This window comes from Streptomyces sp. NPDC000983, assembly GCF_040299205.1.
Classification (GTDB): domain Bacteria; phylum Actinomycetota; class Actinomycetes; order Streptomycetales; family Streptomycetaceae; genus Streptomyces.
On sequence record NZ_JBEPBM010000033.1, the window covers coordinates 17584 to 41665 of the forward strand.

Annotated in this window: 17 protein-coding genes; 4 read left to right on the forward strand and 13 right to left on the reverse strand. The window is 69.8% G+C overall.

Translation table 11 applies throughout. The features are described 5' to 3' along the window. Nucleotides 1-114 precede the first annotated feature (114 nt). The 4 genes from ABT296_RS29455 to ABT296_RS29470 form a co-directional block, all read right to left on the reverse strand. Entirely contained in the window at nt 115-2160 is a 2046-nt protein-coding gene (locus tag ABT296_RS29455; RefSeq protein WP_351931712.1) for a beta-galactosidase, read from the reverse strand. A 79-nt stretch (nt 2161-2239) separates the two neighbouring features. Next, nucleotides 2240-3577 carry an ABC transporter substrate-binding protein gene (locus ABT296_RS29460; RefSeq protein ID WP_351931713.1) on the reverse strand — a complete coding sequence of 446 codons (1338 nt, stop codon included), beginning with the start codon at nt 3575-3577 and terminating at the stop codon, nt 2240-2242. A gap of 107 nt (nt 3578-3684) precedes the next feature. Next, nucleotides 3685-4623: a carbohydrate ABC transporter permease gene (locus ABT296_RS29465; RefSeq protein ID WP_351931714.1), complete on the reverse strand. Its 939-nt coding sequence runs from the start codon at nt 4621-4623 to the stop codon at nt 3685-3687. 3 nt (nt 4624-4626) lie between these two features. Then, nucleotides 4627-5553 (reverse strand): carbohydrate ABC transporter permease, encoded by a 927-nt coding sequence (locus ABT296_RS29470; protein ID WP_351931715.1) that lies wholly within the window; start codon nt 5551-5553, stop codon nt 4627-4629. Between the two features lie 288 nt (nt 5554-5841). Between ABT296_RS29470 and ABT296_RS29475 the strand changes: the two genes are divergently transcribed. Beyond that, on the forward strand, nt 5842-6831 hold the full coding sequence (locus tag ABT296_RS29475; protein WP_502977351.1) for a LacI family DNA-binding transcriptional regulator: 990 nt from the start codon (nt 5842-5844) through the stop codon (nt 6829-6831). A 154-nt stretch (nt 6832-6985) separates the two neighbouring features. On the opposite strand, the gene ABT296_RS29480 is transcribed toward ABT296_RS29475, so the two are convergent. Together ABT296_RS29480 and ABT296_RS29485 are read right to left on the reverse strand one after the other, a co-directional pair. Continuing rightward, entirely contained in the window at nt 6986-9346 is a 2361-nt protein-coding gene (locus ABT296_RS29480; RefSeq protein WP_351931760.1) for a SpoIIE family protein phosphatase, read from the reverse strand. Between the two features lie 258 nt (nt 9347-9604). Continuing rightward, on the reverse strand, nt 9605-13906 hold the full coding sequence (locus ABT296_RS29485; protein WP_351931716.1) for a HAMP domain-containing hybrid sensor histidine kinase/response regulator: 4302 nt from the start codon (nt 13904-13906) through the stop codon (nt 9605-9607). A 495-nt stretch (nt 13907-14401) separates the two neighbouring features. On the opposite strand from ABT296_RS29485, the gene ABT296_RS29490 reads away from it, so the two are divergent. After that, nucleotides 14402-15643: a Rieske 2Fe-2S domain-containing protein gene (locus ABT296_RS29490; RefSeq protein WP_351931717.1), complete on the forward strand. Its 1242-nt coding sequence runs from the start codon at nt 14402-14404 to the stop codon at nt 15641-15643. A gap of 185 nt (nt 15644-15828) precedes the next feature. Here the strand turns inward: ABT296_RS29490 and ABT296_RS29495 are convergent, their stop codons facing one another. The 6 genes from ABT296_RS29495 to ABT296_RS29520 all read right to left on the reverse strand — a co-directional run bounded on the left by ABT296_RS29495 (nt 15829) and on the right by ABT296_RS29520 (nt 21344). Continuing rightward, nucleotides 15829-16548 carry an SGNH/GDSL hydrolase family protein gene (locus tag ABT296_RS29495; protein ID WP_351931718.1) on the reverse strand — a complete coding sequence of 240 codons (720 nt, stop codon included), beginning with the start codon at nt 16546-16548 and terminating at the stop codon, nt 15829-15831. 11 nt (nt 16549-16559) lie between these two features. Next, nucleotides 16560-17027, reverse strand: coding sequence for a cupin domain-containing protein (locus tag ABT296_RS29500; protein ID WP_351931719.1), 468 nt, complete (start codon nt 17025-17027; stop codon nt 16560-16562). 83 nt (nt 17028-17110) lie between these two features. After that, nucleotides 17111-17941: an AraC family transcriptional regulator gene (locus ABT296_RS29505; protein WP_351931720.1), complete on the reverse strand. Its 831-nt coding sequence runs from the start codon at nt 17939-17941 to the stop codon at nt 17111-17113. 338 nt (nt 17942-18279) lie between these two features. Continuing rightward, nucleotides 18280-19164: a DUF1963 domain-containing protein gene (locus ABT296_RS29510; RefSeq protein ID WP_351931721.1), complete on the reverse strand. Its 885-nt coding sequence runs from the start codon at nt 19162-19164 to the stop codon at nt 18280-18282. A 254-nt stretch (nt 19165-19418) separates the two neighbouring features. Beyond that, on the reverse strand, nt 19419-20594 hold the full coding sequence (locus tag ABT296_RS29515) for an alkane 1-monooxygenase (RefSeq protein WP_351931722.1): 1176 nt from the start codon (nt 20592-20594) through the stop codon (nt 19419-19421). Nucleotides 20595-20678: 84 nt separating this feature from the next. Next, entirely contained in the window at nt 20679-21344 is a 666-nt protein-coding gene (locus ABT296_RS29520; RefSeq protein ID WP_351931723.1) for a TetR/AcrR family transcriptional regulator, read from the reverse strand. Nucleotides 21345-21976: 632 nt separating this feature from the next. Here ABT296_RS29520 and ABT296_RS29525 point away from each other — a divergent pair. Further along, nucleotides 21977-22414 (forward strand): peptidoglycan-binding domain-containing protein, encoded by a 438-nt coding sequence (locus tag ABT296_RS29525; RefSeq protein WP_351931724.1) that lies wholly within the window; start codon nt 21977-21979, stop codon nt 22412-22414. 237 nt (nt 22415-22651) lie between these two features. On the opposite strand, the gene ABT296_RS29530 is transcribed toward ABT296_RS29525, so the two are convergent. After that, nucleotides 22652-22801: a hypothetical protein gene (locus ABT296_RS29530; protein ID WP_351931725.1), complete on the reverse strand. Its 150-nt coding sequence runs from the start codon at nt 22799-22801 to the stop codon at nt 22652-22654. A 151-nt stretch (nt 22802-22952) separates the two neighbouring features. Here ABT296_RS29530 and ABT296_RS29535 point away from each other — a divergent pair, with 151 nt between their 5' ends. Next, nucleotides 22953-23450, forward strand: a complete 498-nt coding sequence (locus ABT296_RS29535; protein WP_351931726.1) for a peptidoglycan-binding domain-containing protein — start codon at nt 22953-22955, stop codon at nt 23448-23450. Nucleotides 23451-24082 lie beyond the last annotated feature (632 nt).

Genomic DNA, 24082 nt, shown 5'->3' on the forward strand with positions numbered 1-24082 from the left:
CTGTGGTGGGCCCCTGGTGCCGTGCCGGCACGCGGGGATGGCCCTCGGCGCGGCCGGGGCCGCGCCGAGGAGTCGTGGGGTGTGGAGGTGTCCGTCGAGTGGTGGTGCCTCGGCTCAGCTGGCCGGCTGCCGCAGGACGGCGACCTCCCGCGGGCCGAGGACGAGGGCACCGTCCTGGCCGGTCGTGCCGATGAGGACGTCACCGGCGAGGTCGGTGACCGGGACGCTCGCGTCGGTCCGGTTGACCAGGAACAGGAACCGCTCCGCGGTCCCGCGGCGTACGGTCAGTTCGACCGATCCCCGCAGTGCGGCGGGGAGTTCGCTGTGCACGCTGGCCGGCTCCAGCAGGCGCGGCAGCAGCCGGGTCAGCCCGTCGACGCCGAGGCGCGTGGAGACGTACGACGCCGAACCGGCGCCCGTGGGGCGGCGGGTGATCGCCGGGAGCCCGGTCAGATCGCCGCTCGCGTAGCGGACGACGACCTCGGTGTCCGCGTCGGTCGCGGTGATCCGGTCGGTCCACAGGGTGCCCGTGGAGGAGTCGTCCAGCTCCACGCCCACACCGGCGAGCAGCGGCGCGAACTCCTCGATGCGGATGCCCAGCAGATCGCGCAGGGCACCCGGGTAACCGCCGAGCCACACGCGGTCGTGCTCGTCGACGATGCCGGAGAAGTAGGTGGTGATCAGATGGCCGCCCTGTTCCGTGAAGCGCGTCAGTTCCTTGGCCAGTTCGGCCGGGACGACGTGCAGCACGGGCGCGACGAGCACCTGGTGGCGGGAGAGGTCGTTGCGGGTGGTGATCAGGTCGGCGCGGATGCCGAGCGCGAGCAGCGCCGAGTACCAGTCGAGGGCCTCCTGCCGGTAGTCGAGCAGCTCGGTGGGGTGCGAGTCCTGCTCGCTGGCCCACCAGGAGTCCCAGTCGTAGAGGATGCCGACGGAGGCCGCCTCCCGCTGCGAACCGGCCACCGGGGCAAGGGACTTGAGGGTGGCGCCGAGTGCGGTCACCGCACGGAAGAGGTCGCTGTCGGCGCCGGCGTGCGGGAGCATCGCGGAGTGGTACTTCTCGGCGCCCGCGGCGGACTGGCGCCACTGGAAGTAGCAGACCGCGTCCGCGCCGTGTGCTACGTGGAGCAGTGCGTCGCGGGCGAGGTCACCGGGCCGCTTGGCCACGTTCACCGGCTGCCAGTTGACGGCGCTGGTGGAGTGCTCCATCAGGAACCACGGCTTGCCCAGGGCGATGCCGCTGGTCAGGTTGGCGGAGAAGGACAGCTCGTCGCGGTCCTGCGGGCCGGGGTGGACGTAGTGGTCGTTGGCGACGAAGTCGATCTCGCCCGCCCAGTCCGGGTAGTTCATGCCCTTGGTGTTGCCCATCACCATGAAGTTGGTGGTGACGGGAATGCCGGGCGTGATCGTGCGCAGGAGGTCCCGCTCGGCGATCAGGTAGTCCTTCAGCGCGTCGGAGGAGAACCGCTTGAAGTCCAGCTGTTGGGTCGGGTTGGGGTGCGAGGCGGCCTGCCGCGGAGGCAGGATCTGCTCCCAGTCGCTGTAGCGCTGCGACCAGAACGCGGTGCCCCAGGCGTGGTTGAGGTTCTCCAGCGTCGTGTAGCGGGCGCGCAGCCAGGTCCGGAAGGCGCGGGCTGCGTCGTCGGAGTAGTCGTAGACGTTGTGGCAGCCCAGCTCGTTGGAGACGTGCCAGGCCACGAGCGCCGGGTGGTCCTTGTACCGCGTCGCGATCTCGCGGACCAGGCGCAGCGCGTGCTCGCGGAAGACCGGCGAGGTGGGCCGCCAGTGCTGGCGGGCGCCCGGCCACAGGGTCTCGCCGGTCGCGGTGACCGGGAGGATCTCGGGGTGGGCCGTGGACAGCCACGGCGGCGGGGAGGCGGTGGCGGTGGCGAGGTCGACGCCGATGCCGCCGGCGTGGAGGAGGTCCATGACCTCGTCGAGCCAGCCGAAGTCGTAGGTGTCCGCGTCCGGTTGGATGCGCGCCCAGGAGAAGATCCCCACGGAGACGACGGTGACGCCCGCCTCCCGCATCAGCCGGATGTCCTCGTCCCATACGTCCCGGGGCCACTGCTCGGGGTTGTAGTCGGCGCCGTAGGCCAGACGGGGAGTGGGGTCACCGTCCGCCCCGCGGAGCATGCGGGACTGGAGGGTGGAGATCATGGCGTTCCTTCCGAAGTGGTGCACGGGGCGGCGGGGCCCGAGGGCCGCGCCGCCCGGCGTTGACGTGCCGCTGGTCGAGCTACTTCTCGACGGTGAAGCCCTGTTCCTCGCCGTACTTGACCGAGGCGTCCTGCCAGGCCTTCAGGCCGTCGGCGAGCGTGGTGTCCGAGACGTAGGCCTTGCCGACGGTGTCGTTGAAGATCGAGTTGGCGTATGGCTGGAAGGGCAGGTAGGACCAGTCGTCGGCGACGTTGGCGGCCGACTCGGCGAAGATCTTGTTCGCTTCCTGCCCGCCGAAGTAGTCGAACTTCTTGCTCTGGAACTCGGTGGACTCCAGCTCCGCCTTGGTGGCCGGGAAGGCGCCCTCCTTCACGCGGGTGGCGACACCGTCACCGGAGTTGGCGTACTCGGTGAAGGCGTAGGCGAGTTCCTTGTTCTCGCCGAGCGCGGGCAGCGTCAGGGAGCTGCCGCCGTTCTCGGCGCTGGCCTTGTCGCCCGCGGTCCAGGCCGGCAGGGGGGCGGCGCGCCAGTCGCCCGCGGCGTCCGGGACGCCGGAGGCGAAGTTGGCGGGCATCCAGGCGCCGAGGGACAGGGTGGCGATGCTGCCGTCGCCCAGGCCCTTGTACCAGTCGTCGGTCCAGCCGTTGACCGGCGCGAGGAGCTTCTCGTCGAGCAGCTTCTGCCAGACGGCCTCGAACTTCTTGGCACCGGCGTCCTCGAAGTCGATCTTCACGTTGGTGCCGTCGACCTGGTAGGGCCGGGAACCGGCCTGCCACAGCAGGCTGGTGGTGAAGCCGGCATCACCGGCGTCGTTGGCGATGTAGACCTTCGGGTCGGCCTTGTGCAGCTTGCGCGCGGCGTCCAGGTACTCGTCCCAGGTGGTGGGGACGGCGATCTTGTACTTGTCGAAGACCTTCTTGTTGTAGAAGAGCGCCATCGGGCCGGAGTCCATCGGCAGGCCGAAGACCGCGTCACCCTCGCTCACCGCGTTCCAGGGACCGGCGGTGTACTGCGAGGCGAGCTTGTCCGCGCCGTAGGGGGCGAGGTCGGCGAGGCCCTTGGTGAGGGAGTACTGGCCGAGCGCGTAGTACTCGACCTGGGCGACGTCCGGGACGCCCTTGCCGGCCGAGATCGCGTTGGACAGCGCGGTGTAGTGCTTGTCGCCGGACCGCTCGCTGACCAGGTTCACCTTGACCTTGGGGTACTTCTTCTGGAAGTCGGCGGCGACCGACTTCAGGGTGGGCTCCCAGGCCCACACCGTGATGTCCCCGCCCTTCTTCAGGGCGGCCTGGATGTCGGAGGCGGAGACGTCCTTGGTGGCGGAGTCGTCGTCCGAGCCGCCGCAGGCGGTGGCGCCGAGGGCGAGGGTGGCGAGGAGGGCGATGCCGCGCAGCACGCGGCTGGACTTTTGACGCATGACGGTGCTTCCACTTCTTCGTGGGTGGGACAGGTGAGGGTGGGGGAGTGCGCTGCCCCGGAGACCGGGGGCGGGTGGGGTCGTGGGGCGGCCGAGGGCCGCGGGGGTCACTCCTTGACGCTTCCGGCGGCGAGGCCCGACTGCCAGTACCTCTGGAGCAGCAGGAACGCGACGATCAGCGGCAGGATGGTGAGGAGTGATCCGGTGATCACCAGGTTGAAGATCACGTCGCCGCCGATGGTCTCGGCCTGCGAGTTCCAGGCGGACAGGCCCAGGGTGAGCGGGTACCAGTCGGGGTCCTTGAGCATGATCAGCGGCAGGAAGTAGTTGTTCCAGGTGGCGACCGTGGTGAACAGCAGCACGGTGACGATGCCGGGGGCGAGCAGCGGCAGCACGACCGTGAAGAAGGTGCGCGCCTCGCCGGCGCCGTCGATCCTGGCGGCCTCCAGCAGCTCGGTGGGGATGGCCTCCGAGGCGAAGACCCACATCAGGTAGAGGCCGAACGGCGACACCAGCGAGGGGATGATCACCGCCCAGGGGGTGTCGGTGAGCCCCATCTTGCTGAACATCAAGAAGGTGGGCACCGCCAGCGCCGTACCGGGGACGGCGACCGCTCCGATGACCAGGGCGAAGATGCCGCGCTTGCCGGGGAAGTCGAACTTCGCCAGCGCGTATCCGCCGAGCACGGCCAGCAGGGTCGCGCCGCCGGCGCCGAGCACCACGTACAGCAGGGTGTTGAGCAGCCAGCGGCCGAACACCCCGTCGTCGTAGGTGAACGTGTCGCGGATGTTGTCCCACAGCGCGAAGTCGTCGGCGAACCACAGTCCGCTGGAGGCGCCGAGGCCGGCCTGGGTCTTGGTGGCGTTGATGACGAGCCAGATCAGCGGCACCACGGTGTACAGGACGACCAGCGAGGCCAGCACCGTCATCAGGACGCTGCGGCGGGGGCGGGCCGGGGAGTTCGCCCGCTTGCCGCGCAGGCGCGGTGCGCTTTTGGCGGAGGGCGCGGGCGTGGCCGAGGAGGGCGTCGAGGCAGGGCTGCTCATCGGTCAGGCTCCCTTGCGCATGCCGCGAAGCTGCACGATGTAGGCGATCACCATCGTGATGAGGCCCATGATGATGGCCACCGTCGCGGAGTAGTTGTGCTGCTGGCCGTTGAAGGACAGCGAGTAGGTGTAGAAGTTCGGCGTGAAGTCCGTGGTGATGGCGTTGCGGGCCAGCGGGCGCAGGATGCTCGGCTCGTTGAAGAGCTGGAAGCTGCCGATGATGGAGAAGATGGTCGCGATGACGAGGGCGCCCCGGATCGCGGGGAGCTTGATCGAGCTGATGACCCGCCACTGTCCGGCGCCGTCGATCTCCGCCGCCTCGTAGAGCGAGTGCGGGATGACCCGGAGCGCCGAGTAGAAGATCAGCATGTTGTAGCCGACGAACTCCCAGGTCACGATGTTGCCGATGGAGGCCAGCACCAGGTCGGGGGAGAGCGGGTCGGGCAGGGTGACGCCGAAGGCCTCGTTGAGGTCGCCGACCAGGCCGTACTTGGTGCCGTACATGAAGCCCCACATCAAGGTGGCGACCACGGCGGGCACCGCGTACGGCAGGAAGATCGTGATGCGGAAGAAGCTCTTGCCGTAGAGGCGTCCGCTGTCCAGCGCCAGGGCCGCCAGCAGGGCGAGGCCGAGCATGATCGGGACCTGGATCAGCAGGAACAGGGTGACGCGCCCCAGCGAGTCCCAGAACCGCTCGTCCTTGAGGGCCTGGGTGTAGTTGTCCAGGCCGACGAAGGTGGTGCCGCCGATGAGCTGGTCGCGGAAGAGGCTCAGGTAGATCGAGTACACGATCGGGGCGAGGAAGACGAGGGCGAACACGGCCACGAAGGGTCCGATGAAACCCCACCCCGTCCAGGAGCGGCGGTTTCCTCGCGCCGGAGGGGGTGCCGGCCTGGGTTCTGCGGCCGCCTGGTGTTGCAGCGTCGTCATGTCGTTCCTCGCTCGTGCGGTTCTGGAACCGGCGGTGGCGCGGACGGAGGATTCCGGCGCGTCGCCGCCATCGGATGTTTGCGTAAACATGAACCGCTGGAAGATCTCCGCGGAGCTGTTATGTTTACGTAAACATCTGATGGCGGCATGTCTACACTGCCCTGTTAACGACGGTCAAGGGTCTTCCGGGAAGCCCGGGGCGAAGACTGCTGGAGAGGTGGGGGCACCGTGGGGATGGCCGAAGAGGACACGCCGAGACGGCGGGGGCGGCCCCGCACCTCCGTCTCCATGGCCGACGTGGCACAGCGCGCGGGGGTCTCCTCCCAGACCGTCTCCCGGGTCTCCAACGGCTACGCGGGCGTCAACGAGGAGACCCGCCGCCAGGTGCTCGACGCCATGAGGGAACTCGGCTACCGGCCCAACAGCGCCGCCCGCGCCCTCAAACGCGGGGAGTTCCGCACCATCGGCGTGATCACCTTCTCGCTCTCCACCACCGGCAACGTCCGCACCCTGGAGGCCATCGCCACCTCCGCCGCCGCGGAGGGTTACGCGGTCACCCTGATCCCCGTCGCCCTGCCCACCCAGGACGAGGTCAGCGGCGCGTTCAGCCGCCTGGAAGAGCTGGCCGTGGACGCGGTGATCGTCATCATGGAGGTCCACCTCCTGGACGCCGCGACCATCATGCTGCCGCCCCACGTCCAGGTCCTCGTCGTCGACTCCGACGCCGGCGACCACTACACGGTCGTCGACACCGACCAGGCCGGCGGCAGCCGCACGGCCGTCGAGCACCTGCTCAGCCTCGGCCACGAGACCGTCTGGCACCTCGCCGGACCCGCCGACTCCTTCGCCGCCCAGCGCCGCGCCGACGCCTGGCGCGCCGCCCTCACCGAGGCCGGGCGCCCCACCCCCGAACTGATCCGCGGCGACTGGTCGGCCGCCTCCGGCTACCTCGCTGGACTCGAACTCGCCGGACAACCCGACTGCACGGCCGTATTCGCCGCCAACGACCAGATGGCGCTCGGCCTCCTGCGCGCCCTGCACAAAAGCGGCCGCCACGTCCCCGACGACGTCAGCGTCGTGGGATTCGACGACCTCGCCGAGTCGGCGTCCTTCCTGCCGCCGCTCACCACCGTCCACCAGGACTTCGCCGAGGTCGGCCGCCTGTGCGTCCAGGCCGTGCTGCGCCAGATGCGCCAGGGCAACGCCACCCACGGCACGACCCTGGTCCCCACCCGCCTGGTCCTCCGTGAGAGCACGGCGCCGCCGCCGGGGCGGTGACGAAGGGCCGGGACCTCCGCCGCAGGAGGGGCACAGACGGGGCCGCCGCGGTGAGAGGGGCAGGGCAGGACGCGGGCGCCCTTCCGCACGGCCCGGGCGTGGGAGGCGTTCCGGTGTGGGGCGAATTGCCGCTGACGCGCCCCCCGGGGCCGGATCAGAGCACCCTGACGCCGATCAGACAGGTGTCGTCGTCGGTGTCGGACTTGCTGTGGGTGAGCAGATGGTCCAGGCGCCGTTCCAGGGTCGCCGAGGCGGTCCTGGCCGTGCCGAGCAGCTGGGTCAGGGAGTCGTGGACGGAGGTGTCGCGGCGTTCGACGAGACCGTCGGTGTACATCAGCAGCGTGTCACCCGGCACCAGTTGGACGTCCAGTTCCTGGTACTGGGCATCCCCGAGGGCGCCCAGGAGCAGTCCGCCGGGCATGGGCAGGGTGGTGGAGTCGGTGCCGCGCACGAGGACCGGAGGCAGGTGCCCCGCCCTGGCCCAGCGCAGCATCCGGGTCTCGGGGTCGTACAGGCCGCAGACGGCGGTCGCGGTGACGTGTTCGGTCAGGTGGTGCGCCACGGCGTTGAGCCAGGACAGCAGCTGGGCGGGGCCGGCGCCGGTGACGGCCAGGCCGCGCATGGCGTTGCGCAGGACGACCATGCCCGTGGCCGCCTCGATCCCGTGGCCGGCGACGTCGCCCACGCACAGCAGGATGCGCCCGGACGGCAGGACGACCGTGTCGTACCAGTCGCCGCCGACGAGGGACTCCGATTCGGCCGGCCGGTAGCGGACGGCGACTTCCAGGCCGGGGGCGTCGAGGGGCGCCCTGCGTGGCGGCATGATGGCGTGCTGGAGTTGCAGGGCGAGTCGGTTGCGTTCGGCCGACTCCTTCTCGGTGTGCTCGAGCTGGTCGCGGGTGGCGGCCAACGCGACCTCGGTCCAGTGCTGCGAGGAGATGTCCTGGTAGGCGCCGCGGACGGCGATGAGCCGGTTCTCGGCGTCGAGGACGGGTTCGGCGATGACGCGGATGTGCCGGGTGACGCCGTCGGTCCGCTGGAGGCGGAACGCCGTCGAGGCGGCCCGCCGGTGGTGCAGTACCGCCTGGAGGAAGCGGCCGATGGTGACCGCGTCGTCGGGGTGCGCGTGGTCGGAGAGGTCCGCCAGGTGGACGGGGCTGTCGGTGATGGCGCGGCCGTACAGGGAGTAGAGCTGGCCGTTCCAGGTGACCTCGCCGCTGATCAGGTTCTCTTCGAAACCCCCTATGCGGCCCAGGCGTTGGGCGTGCTGCAGCAGACTGGCCAGCCGTGCCGTCTCGTCCTCGATGCGCCAGATGAGCAGCACCGCTCGGCCGTGCCGACTGATGCTGAGGTCGGCGACGGTGTCGAGGGGTACCTGGTCGACGAGGGCGGTCAGGGTCATCCGCCGGGCCCGGAACGGTTCCCCCGTCGCGTAGACCCGTTCGACCTTGTCGAAGAGTTCGCTGTCCGCGGCGGCCATGGGGTACGCCTCGAGCAGCAGGGCGCCGTTGACGGCGCTGCGGGGCCGCCCCGCCGGGTCGAGGAAGCGGCTGTTGGCGTGGCGCACCCGGAAGTCGGCGAGGTGCCCGTCGGCGTCGAGCTGCGGCACCAGGACGAGCGCCGGATCGTGCAGTCCCTCGGCCAGCTCCACGAGTTCGGACACTTCGGCGCCTTCCCCCGCGGCCCGCGGGCCCGGGGCGCTGTCCAGCGTGTGGGCGCACAGTTCGGCCAGGGCTTCGAGCTGGCGCTCCACGGCCGGCACCCGGTCGGGGAGGAGCTGCGGCCAGCAGATCTCCAGAACGCCGTGGATGCGGCCGCCGGTCCCGGCCGGCAGGGCGATCCGCCCGTTCTCCTCCGCCCGGTGGTGGCCGATGGAGGGGATGCCCGCCTCGGTGAGCGACAGGATGCGCACCGCACGCCGCTCGCCGAGTGCCTGGCGGGCGACGGTGGCCACGCCGGGCGGGACGTAACGCCAGCGTGCCGCCTCCTCATGGCTGAAGCCGGCGTGGCCGCTGAGGGTCAGGGAGCCGTCGGCACCCGCGGTCCACACGGCGACGGCCGTCGCCCCGAGCGGGGCGAGGGCGTGCTCGAGCAGTGACTCGGCGACGGCCTGGGTGTCGCCGGAGGCCAGCGCGGCGCTCTCGGCGGTGCGCAGCCGCACCGACACGGACGGGCCGGAGCGCTCCGCGTCCGGGTCCGCCTTGGCACGTCGCACGAACTCGGACGCGATGTCCGCGACGTCGTCGCTGGCTGCCTGGTTGATGATGTCCGCGGCCAGTTCGAGCTGCGACAGGCCCGCCTGGGCGGCGAGTTCGGCCAGTTGGGAGGCGGCCTGCGCCGGTCCGAAGCGGAGCCTTTCGACCAGGACGCCCTTGGCGAGCTCGATCAGGGCCCGTCCCTCGGCGGCCGCGTGCGCGTCTCGGATCTCCCCGCGCAGGCGTTCCACCGTGGCGGCCAGTCGGCCGACGCCGGAGGGGCGGTCCGGTGCGCCGGACCCGGTCGGGGCCGACGGCATGCGGGGGACGGGTGCGGTCGCGGCCGGTGAAGGCGCGTCCGGTGTGGATGTGTGCGCCAGGTCCGTGCCGGGTCCGCTGCCGTGCGACGTCCCCGCGGAGGGGGCGGGCACGTGCCCGGGAGCCAGCAGCGCGTCGTCACCGGGAGGGTTCCCGGTGGGTTCGGTTCGGGTCATGGCGCTGCGGACTCCTCGCAGTGAGGGCGGTGGGGGAGGCTGTGCGTGCTCCGGTACGGGTGTGCCGCCGCGGCGCGGCGTGCGTCACGGTGCACTCAGCCACCTGCGGAGGCAGGCCACGAGGTCGTCGGCGTTCACGGGCTTGGTGACGTAGTCGCTGGCCCCCGCGGCGAGGCTCTTCTCCCGGTCGCCGGGCATCGCCTTCGCGGTGACGGTGATGATCGGCAGCTGGGTGTGCTGCGGCATCTGGCGGATCCTGGACGTGGCCGTGTAGCCGTCCATCTCCGGCATCATCACGTCCATCAGGATCAGGTCGATCTCGGGGTGCTCGGCCAGCTTCTCGATGCTCTGGCGGCCGTTCTCGGCGTGCAGGACGCGGATGCCGTGCAGTTCGAGGATGCCGCTGAGCGCGAACAGGTTGCGGGCGTCGTCGTCGACGACGAGGACCGTGCGGCCCTGGAGCCCGTCGGCCGCGCTCGGCAACTGCTGGTGGCCCTCCTCCGCCCGCACCAGCGGTACGACGTGGCCGGGCTGCTCGGCCGACAGGTACAGGGCGATGCGTTCACGCAGTTCGTCCAGGCTCGACAGCAGCTCCAGCGGCCGGTCGTGGACGCGGGACTGCAGCATGCGTTCGTCCGCCGCGTCGAGCCGCCGGTTGTTGTGGGCCAGTACGGGCACGGTCCGCAGCGCGGCGTCCCCGTCCATGGCGTCGAGGAAGCGCAGGGCTTGCCCGTCGGCCATGTCGAGTTCGAGGACCACGCAGTGGAACGGGTCGGTCGCGAGGGCGGCGGCCGCCTCCTCCGGCCCGACGGAGGCGACGATCTCGAAGTTGTCGCGGTCGGGGAGATCTCCGTTGGAGAGTTCGCCGACCGCGCTCTCGGCCACGAGGGACAGCAGACCGCGGGGGCGCTCCTCGATCACCAGCAGCCGGCGGGTCTGCCGGGTCCGGCCTGCGCCGAACGTCGCGGCGGGTCGTTCGCCGTGGACCAACTGCTCGGTGTCCTCGGGCAGTGCCGGCGGACGGAGCGAGTCATCGGCCTGCCGCTGGAAGTCGGCGCGTGCGGCCGGGAGGTAGAGCGTGAACGTGCTGCCCTGGCCGAGGACGCTCTCGGCGGTGACCGCGCCACCGAGCAGATGGGCGATCTCACGGCTGATGGACAGTCCGAGGCCGGTGCCGCCGTACTTGCGGCTGGTCGTGCCGTCCGCCTGCTGGAAGGCACCGAAAATGCCCTCCAACTGCTGCTCGGCGATACCGATGCCGGTGTCCTTGACACGGAAGGCGACCACGGCCTCGCCACGGTGGACGGAGCCCGGCAGCTCGGCGTCGGACGCGACTTCGATACGCAGTTCGACACTGCCGCGTTCGGTGAACTTGACCGCGTTGGAGATCAGGTTGCGCAGCACCTGGCGGAGCCGGGAGTCGTCGGTCACCAGGGCCGCGGGGACACCGGGCGCGCTTGTGATGGTGAAGTCGAGGCTCTTTTGCGTGGTGACCGGCCGGAACGTGGCCTCGACGTAGTCGAGGAGCGGACGCAGCGCGATGCGCTCCGGGTTGAGGTCCATCTTGCCCGCCTCGACCTTGGACAGGTCGAGGATGTCGTTGATCAGCTGGAGCAGGTCGGAACCGGCGGAGTGGATGATGCCGGCGTACTCGACCTGCTTCGTGGTGAGGTTGCGGGTCGGGTTCTGCGCCAGCAGCTGGGCGAGGATCAGCAGGCTGTTGAGCGGGGTGCGCAGCTCGTGGCTCATATTGGCCAGGAATTCCGACTTGTAGCGGGAGGCGAGCGCCAACTGCTGTGCGCGGTCCTCCAGTTCCTGCCGGGCCTGCTCGATCTCGAGGTTCTTGCCCTCGATGGCGCTGTTGCGGTCCGCCAGGAGGGCCGCCTTCTCCTCCAGTTCGGCGTTGGAGCGCTGCAGTTCGTCCTGCTGGACCTGGAGTTCCTCGGAGCGGGACTGCAGTTCCGTCGCCAGTCGCTGGGACTCGTCGAGCAGCTCGTCGGTGCGGGCGTTGGCGACGATGGTGTTGACGTTGACGCCGATCATCTCCATGAGCTGCCCCAGGAAGTCCCGGTGGACCGGGGTGAAGGGCGTGAAGGAGGCCAGTTCGATGACGCCGAGGACCTGTTCGTCGACCACGACGGGGAGGACGATCAGACTGCCCGGCGTCGTACGGCCGAGTCCGGAGGAGATGACGTAGTCACCCGGTACGTCGTCGGCGGCGATCGTACGACGGCTGCGTGCCGCCTGGCCGACGAGTGATTCGCCCAGCCCGAAGCGGCCTTCGGCGGGGATGCCGGCGGGGCGCCCGTAGGAGCCGACGAGCCTGAGTTCGGTGCCGTGGTGGGTGTCCTCGGCGAGGTAGAACGCGCCGTACTGGGCGGAGACGAGCGGCGTGAGTTCGTCCATGACCAGCTCGGCCACGACCGCGAGGTCGCGGTGGCCCTGCATCAGCCCGGAGATCCGGGCGAGGTTGGTCTTGAGCCAGTCCTGTTCCTGGTTGGCGCGGGTGGTGGCACGCAGGGACTCCACCATCGCGTTGATGTTGTCCTTGAGTTCGGAGACCTCGCCCGAGGCGTCGACGGTGATGGAGCGGGTGAGGTCGCCCTCGGCGACGGCGCTGGTGACCTCGGCGATGGCGCGGACCTGGCGGGTGAGATTCCCGGCCAGCTCGTTCACGTTCTCCGTGAGCCGCTTCCAGGTGCCGGAGACGCCCTCGACCTCGGCCTGGCCGCCGAGCCGGCCCTCGCTGCCCACCTCGCGCGCGACACGGGTCACCTCGGCGGCGAACGAGGACAGCTGGTCGACCATCGTGTTGATGGTCGTCTTCAGTTCCAGGATCTCGCCCCGCGCGTCCACGTCGATCTTCTTCGACAGGTCGCCGTTGGCGACGGCGGTGGTGACCTGGGCGATGTTGCGCACCTGGTTGGTCAGGTTGGTCGCCATCGAGTTGACGTGGTCGGTGAGGTCCTTCCACGTACCGGCGACGTTCGGTACGCGGGCCTGGCCGCCGAGCCGGCCCTCGGTGCCCACCTCGCGGGCGACGCGGGTGACCTCGTCGGCGAAGGCGGAGAGGGTGTCGACCATGGTGTTGATCACCTCGGCCAGCGCGGCGACCTCGCCCTTGGCCTCCACCGTGATCTTCCGGGACAGGTCGCCGCGCGCCACGGCGGTGGCGACCTGCGCGATGGAACGCACCTGACCGGTCAGGTTGGAGGCCATGACGTTGACGTTGTCGGTGAGGTCCTTCCAGGTGCCGGAGGCGCCCCGGACCGTCGCCTGGCCGCCGAGATTGCCTTCGGTGCCCACCTCGCGGGCCACGCGCGTGACCTCGTCGGCGAAGGAGGACAGCTGATCGACCATCGTGTTGATGGTCTCCTTCAGCTCCAGGATCTCCCCCCGCGCGTCCACGCGGATCTTCTGGGTGAGGTCGCCCTGGGCGACAGCCGTGGTGACCTGGGCGATCGAGCGCACCTGGGCGGTGAGGTTGTCGCCCATCACGTTCACGGACTCGGTGAGGTCCTTCCATGTGCCGGAGACGCCCTTGACGTCCGCCTGGCCGCCGAGCCGGCCCTCGGTGCCCACCTCGCGGGCGACCCGTGTCACTTCGTCGGCGAAGGAGGAGAGCTGGTCGACCATCGTGTTGATGGTCTCCTTCAGCTCCAGGATCTCTCCCCGGGCGTCCACGTCGATCTTCTGCGACAGGTCGCCGCGCGCCACCGCCGTCGCGACCTGCGCGATCGAGCGCACCTGGGCGGTGAGGTTGCCGGCCATGAAGTTGACGGAGTCGGTCAGATCCCGCCAGGTGCCGGAGACGCCCTTGACGTCCGCCTGCCCGCCGAGGATCCCCTCGGTGCCCACCTCGCGGGCCACGCGCGTGACCTCGTCGGCGAACGCGGAGAGCTGGTCGACCATCGTGTTGATGGTCTCCTTCAGCTCCAGGATCTCTCCCCGGGCGTCCACGTCGATCTTCTGCGAGAGATCGCCGCGCGCCACCGCCGTCGCCACCTGGGCGATGTCCCGTACCTGGGTGGTGAGGTTGCCGGCCATGGCGTTCACCGAGTCGGTGAGGTCCGCCCACGTGCCCGAGACACCGGGGACCTCGGCCTGTCCGCCGAGCGTTCCCTCGGTGCCCACCTCGCGGGCGACCCGGGTCACCTCGGAGGTGAACAGGGAGAGCTGGTCGACCATTCCGTTGAACACGCCGGCGATCTCGCCGAGCAGGCCGTCGGCGTCGTCGGGGAGCCGCGTGCCGAAGTCGCCGTCCCGTACGGCCGTGAGCCCCGCCAGCAACTGCCGGAGCTCGGGCTCCCCGACGGCGCCCCCCTCGTGCGGCCCCGTGCGCTGAACCGGCCGTGTCTTGCCCGCCGTCACCGTCGTCTCAGCCATGACCACCCTCATCAGCCTGACTCGGCTCCTCCCGCCGACGACGGGTGGAGGCCTGTGGCCCCCCGGCGGAGGGCCATCCCCGTGCTCCGCCGCACGACCGGTCAGGAATAGTTGTCGTGCGACAAAAGACGAGGCAGCCTATCGCGCCCGGTGCCCCCGCGAGAGACCGCGCCCGGCATATCGGACGCATTCGAGGGGTGGCGAGGGACGGGACGCCACGGTGGACGAACCCGCGGCCGCCCCGCGCCCCGGGACCGGGCGCTGATTCGGGACGGTCCTTGCTCGGGGCGCGCCTGCCTGCCCCCCCATGCTGAGTACAGGGCCAGGCCGGAGTGGACGCGCCGGCCGCTCACTCGTCCGGACGCGCCGGGGGCGCGCGGAAGTCCGGCAGCTTTAAGGATGCAGAAGCCGGGGCAAGCCCGTCGTATCGACGTAAAGCCGTACCCGCGATGTGTGACCTTCAGCGCTTCTTTCTGTCCTTGTGGGGGAGTGAGCATGGCTGAGACCGAGCCCGACGGGTCTGTGCCCCTTGCCGCCGAGCTGGGGCGCGGTGGTCCCTCCAGGCCGGGCGAGGCAGTCCGTAGTTCCGGTGTGATCGATCTTCGCCGCATCGGGGCGAACCCGGACTTCTGGTATCCGGTCGCGCTGTCCGGGCGACTGCGCGCCGGTCGCGTGATGGGAACCGTCTTCGCAGGTGAACGCATCGCGCTCTACCGGGGCCGGAGCGGTACCGTCCACGCGCTGGAGGACCGGTGCGCTCACCGCCAGGTGCCGCTGAGCATGGGGGTGGTGGACGGCGAGACACTGCGCTGCTGCTATCACGCCTGGGCCTACCGCGGTGACGGCCGCATCTCGCAGATCCCGTACCTGTCCAAAGGCGACGCCCGCCCGCCGCGCGGGGTGCGCGGCTATCCCGTCCGTGAGGCGTACGGCCTGGTGTTCGTCTTCCCCGGCGACCCGGCCAAGGCCGCTGCTACGGCGCTGCCCGTGCTGCCGGCGTTCGGCTCACGCCAGTACAAGACCATGACCTTCTCCCGGACCGTGCGCTGCCACTACTCCTTCATGCACGAGAACCTCCTCGACATGAACCACCAGTTTCTCCACCGGGGCGTGGTCGGCAAGCTTCGACCCGAGCTGCTGGAGTACCGGACCACGGCGCGGTCGGTGGAAGCCCAGTATCTGTTCACCCACGCCGGGGGGAAGCGAAACCGGGGCGCAGGCCTGCTGGCGGGCGAAGGACTCGGCGGGAGCAACTCCAGCGACGTCATGACCATCCGCACCGAATACCCTTACCAGACCCTCGACTTGGTCCCGGAGAACGCCGCACGCCCGGCCTTCCGCCTCTGGGTCGCCTACGTGCCGAAGGACGCCGAGCAGCGCACTTGCCACGCCTACGGCCTGCTCATGATCGAGAAACCGGGGATTCCGGGCGCGCTTCACCTCGCCTGGCCGTTGATCAGACGCTTCACGGAGAGGGTGTTCGCCGAGGACCGCATGGCCGTCGAGGCCGAACAGCGGGCGTGGGACGAACAGGGTGAGGACCGCAATCACGAGGTGTTCCCGTTGATCCTCGACGTTCGCGAGGTGCTGCGCACCAATGGCGTTCCGCTCGGGCACGGGACCAGCGCCTGCAACCCCGCGTCGGGTGAAGGATGCGCGTCGGCGTCCGGCTGCCGTGCCTCCGAACCGGCCGCCTCTGCCGCAGCGGAGCAATCCGTCGCACTGCCGGACGCCTGAACCACGGGAACGGCGGTCCGACTGCGGCCCCTTGTCCACGGGCCCGCGCTTCCACGCCGCCGGATCGGCCCCGGGTGGCACCGCGGTGCCACCCGGTCGGGGCCCTCCTGGCCGGCGCACCGATCGGCGGTACACCCGAGCACAGCCGACCACGCACGAAAGACGGGAGCCGCCGCCGGAACCGGCTACGCGCTCCGGGTGAGGAGCCAGGTGTCGATGACCTCGGCGACAAGGGCGGCGCCGCGGCTGTTCTGATGGATGTGGTCGGCCGTGAGCACGAGACCCCGGCGCCGCGAAATCGTGTCGAGGCTGCCGCGCAGCAAGGCGCGCCGGACGAGGACGCCGACGCTCGCCGCGGGCGTCGGGTCCCGGTAGGGGATCTGCGCCGGGTCCGCCTTGCGTAGTTCCTCGGTCTGGCGTTCGTGGAGCGGGAGGTAGGCCGCCTTGTTGGTGGTGGCTACCTCGGCGATCATGCGGCTGTACGCCTGTGATGCCCGCGCCGCGGCTCCGTCGAGTTGTTGGCCGAGGACGGGGAGGGACAGCAGGGCGATCGTCGCGTCGGTCTGCGTCCGCAGCCGTTCGACGACGGCTCCCAGGCACTGCTGGAACCAGTCGGCCGACGGGCGCTGGGGGAGCTGTTTGCGCTTCATGGCCCGCTCGACGGGGTAACCGGCGAGGCTCGCTCGGGCGTCGTTGGTCCCGATCAGCACGGTGATCACGTCGGGTCGGTCCGCGACGACGGCATCGAGGCGCTGTGAGAGGTTGTGGGCGAAGTCGCCGTTGACGCCGAAGCGGGCGAGCCGTAGGTCGCCGGGAGGGCGGCGTCGTTGGAGAAGGTCCAGGTAGTCCACGCTGAGTTGCGCTCGGGTGAGGCTGTCGCCGAGGCACGCGACACGGGTCGTCACGGTGCGGGTCGTCACGGTGTTCGCGGGCCGGACGTGCCGGCGTGCTCGGTCGGGAGGGCTTCGGTCCGGGGACGGTGGTCGGTGCCGAGGCCGGCGGTGATGGTCAGGATGGACGCCGGCCCCGCCATGTCGACCGCGTGCCAGGACCCGGCCGGGTTGACGGTGGCCTCGCCCGGCCCGAGCACCACCCGTTCGGGCCCTGCGTCCCCATCGCGGGTGACCGTCACCGACCCGCTGAGGCAGACGACCAGTTCGTCGCCGGCGGGGTGGCGCTCCCAGTGGTCGCCGAGGCCGTCGCCGTCGAAGATCGTCACCAGCCGGCCCTCGGCGCCGTCCGCCGCGACCGCGGCGCTGTAGGCCTGGAGCACCTCCGGATCCCAGGCGAAGCCCTCGACGGGTTGCGCTCTCGATCCCAGCCCGAGGTGCACGGGGGTGGTCCGCAGATCGATGGCATTGGGTTCGTGATCGACGAGTCTCATGCCGACGATCGTCACAGGACAGCCGTGGGGTGGTCTTGAAGGAATGGGAACGAAAGCCGGCGCGAAGGGCTGCTGGCCGGCGCCTACCCAGTACCGAGCAGGACTTCGCCGTGACGCCATGCTGTCGGCGTTCGGCCCGTGAACTCGCTCCAGTCCCGGACGAGATGGGCCTGGTCGGCGTAGCCGGAGACGGTCGCCACATCGGCCCACGGAAGCGGGTCGTGCCTGGTGGCGAGTTCGTGCGCGTGCTCGAAGCGCAACACCCGGGCGAAGGTCTTCGGCGACAGGCCCAACTCACCGTGGAACCGCTCGGTGAGGTACCGGCGGCTCCAGCCCAGGTCTGCGGCGAGCCTCCCGACCTGGACGCGGCCCCGCGCGGCCAAGAGCCGGCGCCAGGCCTCGGCGACCTCGGGACGGAACTGGGAGAGGGGGTCGGCGCCGCGGCCGACGGCTCGCAGGAGCAACTCGTCCAGCGCGGCGAACCGTGCGGTCCAAGTCGTCGCCGCGCGAAGCCGGTCGACCAGCTCGGCGCCGAGCGCTCCGAGAAGTACGTCGAACGGGACCAGCCGGTGGGCGAGTTCAGCGGCGGGCATGCCGTAGACGGCCCGGGCACCGAGCGGTGTCAGCGACACCTGCACGCCCTTCTGGCGTCCGTCGTGGTGGATCGCGACGGACCGGCGCATCAGACCCCCGGCCACGCTGTCGAACCGGGTGACCGGAGACCCGTCGTCGACGCCCGCCGCCACCTCCAAAGGGCCGGACAGACTGACCACCGCAGTGAGCACGCGGCCCGGCGGACCGCAATGCACCCCCGCCGGGAACCCACGAAGATCGAAACCGACGTACGAGCCGACGTACCGCCGTAAGGCGGGCGCCGGACGTGCACAGATTTTCGTGGCCGTATGGTCTTCCACCCTCGCAGTGTACGAACCGGCCGTCGGCACAAAGGAAGAGGCATCGGCGCCAGGCAGCGACCGCGCCCGGTGTCCAGCCCAGGGTGCGTATCCCCGCACCAGGCAGAGCCGCGCGACGGGCAGCACGTTCCGGGCTGCGGTGGGTGCGGGGTTTGAACCGAGTCGATCGCCGGCCGAGTACCTCTTCTGCGTTGTCGGGTGGCGGGAGTCCGGGTAGTGCGTCGGCTGCGCGTTGGACGTCGGCCGTCTTCCGGCCGGTCACGGTCAGATCCGGAAAGGGGCCCGATCCACAAAATCCCCGGCAGAGTTGGGCGGTGGTGGAGATGCACCGAGCCTCGTCACGGGGCCTCGAAATGGGTTACTGCTAACGCCTTGTCCACTCGGGCCGCGGCCAAGTCGTCGTGACGGATCACGAAACTCGTGTAGTACTCATCGTAGATGCGGGCCTCACTGACGAGCGATATCCATTCGCTCGTCAGCCGGTGCTTCTCCGTCTCCAGGTGGGAAGGCCATTTCGCGATCGGGATGGCCGGGATCTCGCCTGCCTTCTCGCGTCCCGCGAGGTTCTGCTCCGCAATGCTGTTGATCACCTCGTCATCGGCGTAACCGCCGATGGTGATGCCGGCGGCAGACGGCCAGAGGCGGTGTGCCAGATCCCGAAGTCCGGCCAGGTGCGGGAGGTCACGCTCCATGTAGCGGAACAACTGCTGCTGGAAGGGTGACATATCCTCCCACTCGAGATCCTCCCAGAACTCGTGCCAGTCCTCGTCGCCCTCTTGGAGCCAAAGGGGCAGTTCGGCCCTGAGTTCGGCACTGACGTCGAGTTGCCTGCGGACACACTTGGAGCTGGGGGCGTCCGCGACAGCGGTTTCAATGCCGTCCGGTACGTACACGACTCGCGCGTACCTCCCAGAACTGTCCTCGTGGTCCATCTCCTGGCTCGCGAAGAAGAGCAGCGTCCCGTCCACCGGCAGATCGAATCCGTCGACTCTCGGCAGCGCCCCACAATCGACGGAAAGGAGCAACGGCAACGGAGTTTCCTCGGCGGACGGCCACTTCATGCCCACCGGCAGCCGGGGCAACCCACCGAACTGCCCGACCGGAGAACCACCCCCCGCGGACAATCCGATCGATAAACGAAGATGCTGGCTGAATCCGCTGATCTCGTCGCCCGGGATGCCCAACTCAAGTGCTGCCCGACGAAACTCACCCTGGTGATCCATGCCCGAGAAGGTAGACCCTATCCAACCCGCCTGCTTCATCAGGGGGTTGGTAAGCATGGGCGGTTCGCGGTGGAGCGAGCGGTCCGTCACCTTGGGGCATCCCGGCAGATCCCCTCCAGGAAGCCGCGCAGCTCCAAGGCGAGGGTGCGTATGTCCTCTCGGCGTGTGAACAGTTCTGACTTCGAAGTGCTGCTCGGCGCCTGGCTATGGGAGGGTGCGGTCCTGTCAGCTGGACATGGGATGGGCGTCGCCCCTTACGGGGTCAGCCGCTTGGAGGCAATTCTCCGGCTCGAACCGCGGTGGTGCAGATTGGCGCGCTGCACGTCGCCGTCGTAGTGCGCCAGAACCCTGGCGTCCATGACCCGGCGCCACAGCGGGGTCACCCAGGCCAGGACAATCATGGAGGCGTATCCGGAGGGGAGTTGGGGTGCTTCGTCGAAGTGGCGCAGGGTCTGGTAGCGGCGCAGGGGGTTGGCGTGGTGGTCGGAGTGGCGCTGGAGCTGGTACAGGAAGATGTTGCTGGTGGTGTTGTTGCTGTTCCAGCTGTGGCGTGGGGCGACCCGCTCGTAGCGTCCGTCCGGGCGTCGCTCGCGCAACAGGCCGTAGTGCTCCAGGTAGTTGACCGTCTCCAGCAGCAGGACGCCGCATGCCGCCTGGACGACCAGGTAGGGCAGGACCACGGTGCCGAAGGCGGCGGCAAGGGTCGCGAACATCAGCACGGTCAGTGCCCACGCGGTCAGTACGTCGTTGCGGTGTGACCAGACGCGGTGCCGGCGGCGGTCTAGGCGGCGGGTCTCCAGGCGCCAGGCCGACCGCACGCTGCCCGCGACGGTGCGGGGCAGGAACGCCCACAGGCTCTCACCGAGCCGCGAGCTCGCGGGGTCCTCGGGGGTCGCGACCCGGATGTGATGGCCGTGATTGTGCTCGACGTAGAAGTGGCCGTAGGCGGACTGCGCGAGCGCGAGGCGGGCGAGCCGGCGTTCCACGGTCTCCCGTTTGTGCCCGAGTTCATGGGCGGTGTTGATGGCGACACCGGCGACGACGCCCACCGTGGCGGCCAAGCCCAGGGCGTCGGCGACGCTCATGCCGTCGGACCACAGCATGCATGCGTACACGAGTCCGGCGTACTGCAGGGGCAGGTAGAGGTAGGTGCACCAGCGGTAGTAGCGGTCCTGCTCCAGCATGCCGATGGCCTCGTCCGGGGGGTTCTCCTGGTCCGGGCCGATCAGTGCGTCGAGCAGCGGGATGATGACGAAGGCGAAGAACGGTCCCCACCACCACAGCACCTGCCAGTCGCTCACCGCGACCAGCGCCGCTGCCTGGAACGGCAGGGTGGGGACCGCCAGGCCGAGCAGCCACGCGTAGCGCTTGCGGTCGCGCCAGGGCGTGTCGGCGGGGGACGCGGGTGGCGTCGTCGAGGGCGCTGTCATCGGGGTGTGCTCCTTGCGGGCGGTCGACTGCGACGGGGCAGAGCGTCTCAGCGGCCCGGAGCACTGACAATCGGGGACGCCTTGTCAATGTTTTGACGGAGCATCAGGTGTGGTCGGTCGGGCCAGTACGGCCGTGGCTGCCGCGGTGATGACCTCGGCCGACTCGCGCAGCGAGTGCTCGGGTGGTGGGAGCACGATGTGCGACAGGGTGAGGCGCACGATGACATCGGCTGCCTGGTCCGTTCGTACGGTGTCGAACTGCCGGTAGTGAGTCTGGCACCACGAGCGCACCAGGTGCCGGGCTCCGGTGACCACCGGTTCCGAGCGCGCGGTGAGGTAGGGCAGCAGGGAGTCGGTGCCGTTGCGCGCCGCCTTGATCACTGAGGCGACGAGCACGTTCTCCTGGGCCTCCCGCAGCGCGTACAGGATTGCCGCGGCGAGTGCGTCTGTGGCGGTGGACGCGGGCTGTCGCAGCGCGTGGTCCACACCGGTGAGGAAGCGCTCCGCCTCGCGGTGCACCAGCGCCCGGCTCAGGCCACCGCGGCTGCCGAACTCCTTGTAGACGGTCGGCCGTGACACCTCGGCGCGGGCCGCCACCTGCGACAGGCTGACGCAGTCCCAGCCCTTCTCCGCCGCCATCGTGCGCGCCGCGTCCAGTACGTCGTCCCGCATCTGCCGTCGCCATGCCTCGCGGGGTGGCAGAGGGGAGGCGCGGTCCGCGGTTACGGCGGTGAAGGGCTCGTCTTCCACGATCTCTCCTCGTATCGGTAGCGTCGGCAGGATGCGATGATGCGGCCCCGCAGACGCTCTGACGAAACGTCAGAACATTGACACCGGGTTGCCCTGGGTGCCGCCCGGCCGGTGTGGCACGCTGACCGCCGACGGGCATCCCCCCATCCCCGCCGCGCTGGTCCGCCCCGTACCGCCGTTCGCCACCCTGCCGACGGCGGTACGGGGCACCGGAGTCGGGAGCCGCGGTTATACGCCCCCGGCCGTCACGGATCGCCCGGCAGGTCGTCGCGGCCGCCGTACAGGGCGGCGGCACCGCGCCCGACACTCCACCCCAGGCAAACCGTCCGTAGAAGACACCGCCCGAGGTCGAGCTCGCCATCGCCCCATGGGTTGGCTGGTACTGCCACCGCCAGAGTTTCCATCAAAGCCAGGTCGGTCCGGAGCGACCGTCCTTGCATCCTCCAGCGGACGTGGCCCGAGGGCGGCCTGCTGCTGCGGGCTCTGGCGTCGACTTGAGACGGTGCACTACTGACAAATTTCCTTGCACGAATGACAAAGTCCGAAGCCCACGACGACCCTAAGGTCCAGGAAAGCCGGAGGGCGGGGACCCCGACCTGGCCGGCAGTTGGGGATCGTTGAGAGGACTGAGAATGTTCCTGCGCACTCGTAAGGGCGCCACATCACTTGTTGTTGGCGGGCTGGTGGCTGCTTCGCTGGGAGGGGCCGTCGCTGCTGCGCCCGCTGCCGCAGCTGCGGCATACCCGTGGTGCACCTCGTCCGCCTGGACACAGAGTGCGGACACCACCTGGACCACCCGGCCGTCGACCAGCAACACCAACATCACATGCGTCATGGCCCAGGGAAGCACCGGCGCGGGTGTCACCTCCCTGCAGAAGGCACTGCGGCACTGTTACGGCAGGAACATCGCGATTGACGGGGTTTTCGGGGCCGCCACGAAGGCGGCACTCGAATACGCGCAGGGCAGGGCCGGCGTGAGCCAGGACGGCGAGTACGGTCCCGTGACACGCAACGCAATGCTCTGGGGCCGGTACAGCATCGAGACGGGCGACAAGGTCCGTTGCGCGTGAAGCGAGAGGGTGCCCAAGCGGGCGGTTCGTGAGTCTGTGAGGGGTCCTGGTGTCCCCCCCCATGCTGCGGACGAGGCCGGAACGCGCCAGGGCGGTGCCAACGGTCTGCTGAATCGGTGCGGTGAGTGAACGCGGGCCGCACCAGGGCGACTCGATGGACGAACAACGGAGCATGATCGACCGGCGCTTGCGGCCTGGAAGAGCCGGCGTCATTCCGCCTGCGGCCACGGGAGGCCGTTACGCGATGTGGGAGATCGTGACCTCGGTCTTTGACCAGTCCCGGACCGGCTGCCCAATGGCTCTCCTGACGAACGATCTGCCGACGAAGAGGGCGACGTACCACGACTTCGCCGCCATCGGTGCGACGGTGTCTGCCAGCAGATCCATGAACTCCTGCGCTGCCAGGTACGGGAGAGCAACCGCCGATCAGAGCACCGACCCTGGCCGTGCCGGACGCCCAGAGTGTCCTGCGCCGCAGAGGCCCCCTGCTACCACGGCCGGTCCGGGCCCCTTCCTCTATAGATAGGAACGCTCCAGCATGCGTACTACCCACCGCCTTCGCGGTCTGCTCGCCGCGCTCGCCGTCGTGATCGGCGGTCTGAGCGGCGTCGTACTCGCCGGCGAGCCCGCTGCGGCTGCTGCGAGCACGCCGTGCAGCGACACCACGATCAGGACGCGCATCGCCAACACTTTGATCATTGTCCCCAGGATCCGGGCCGGGGTCTCGATCTGCTACGTACAACAGGGCATGAGCGGCGACTATGTCTACGCACTGCAGGTCAACATCCTCGTCTGTTACTCAGGGACGCCCGCCGCGACCTATATCAGGAACAGCGGTGGCGCTGACGGCGTCTACGGCGCCGGCACCCGAGACGCCTTCAAGTGGATCCAGAAGAACGTGTGGGGCCTGACCGGGAGCAACGTCGACGGCGTCTACGGCCCCTACGCCCGCGACCACATGCTCTTTGCGCTGTGGTACCACACGAACCTCACCCCCACCTCCACCACGGGAGGTTGCTCCAGATACACGGGGTGATGCGCTCCCGCCACGCAGCCGAAGTGCCTCCTCATTCATGACGTGTGCCTCGGTCGCCCGTACCACTGCCGCCTGCCCGAGGCCACGACCGGCCGGCTCGCCCGCCGGCTCACCGCCCGCCTGCACGGGCGCACCGCCGTTCCGCACAGAGTGGCCCGCTGCCCGGTCACTCTGCGCCACCACCTGGGCTTCGCTGTGCACCGGTCTTCACCCGCCTCGGGGGTTGGACCGCGAGCTCTCGGATCACTTGGGGCGCGAGCCCGGCGAGCGGGCCGAGGGCGTCCGTGACAGTCACCGTAACGGGCACCAAGACGGTGACCATCGAGTCGGGACCGGTCGAGACCGTGCCATCGCGGGACAGGTCCGGATGGATCGAGCCTCAACTGGTCAAGAAGCAACAGCGGCGTCTGGGCCCCGTGGACGAGCTGATGCTCTCCTGGTCCGCGACGGGCCTTACCTGCAAGAAAGAGGCGCAGTTGCTGTCACTGTCACCGGGTGCCTTCCGGAGAGAAGTGCGGATACTGCTCCTGGCGAACACGGCTGTGAGCGCCGGTCGCCTCGTGATTTCGGTGGATGCGCGCAACACTTCTCGCACAGGCCCCGGATGAGGGCAGACCGCGAGGAGAACCGTG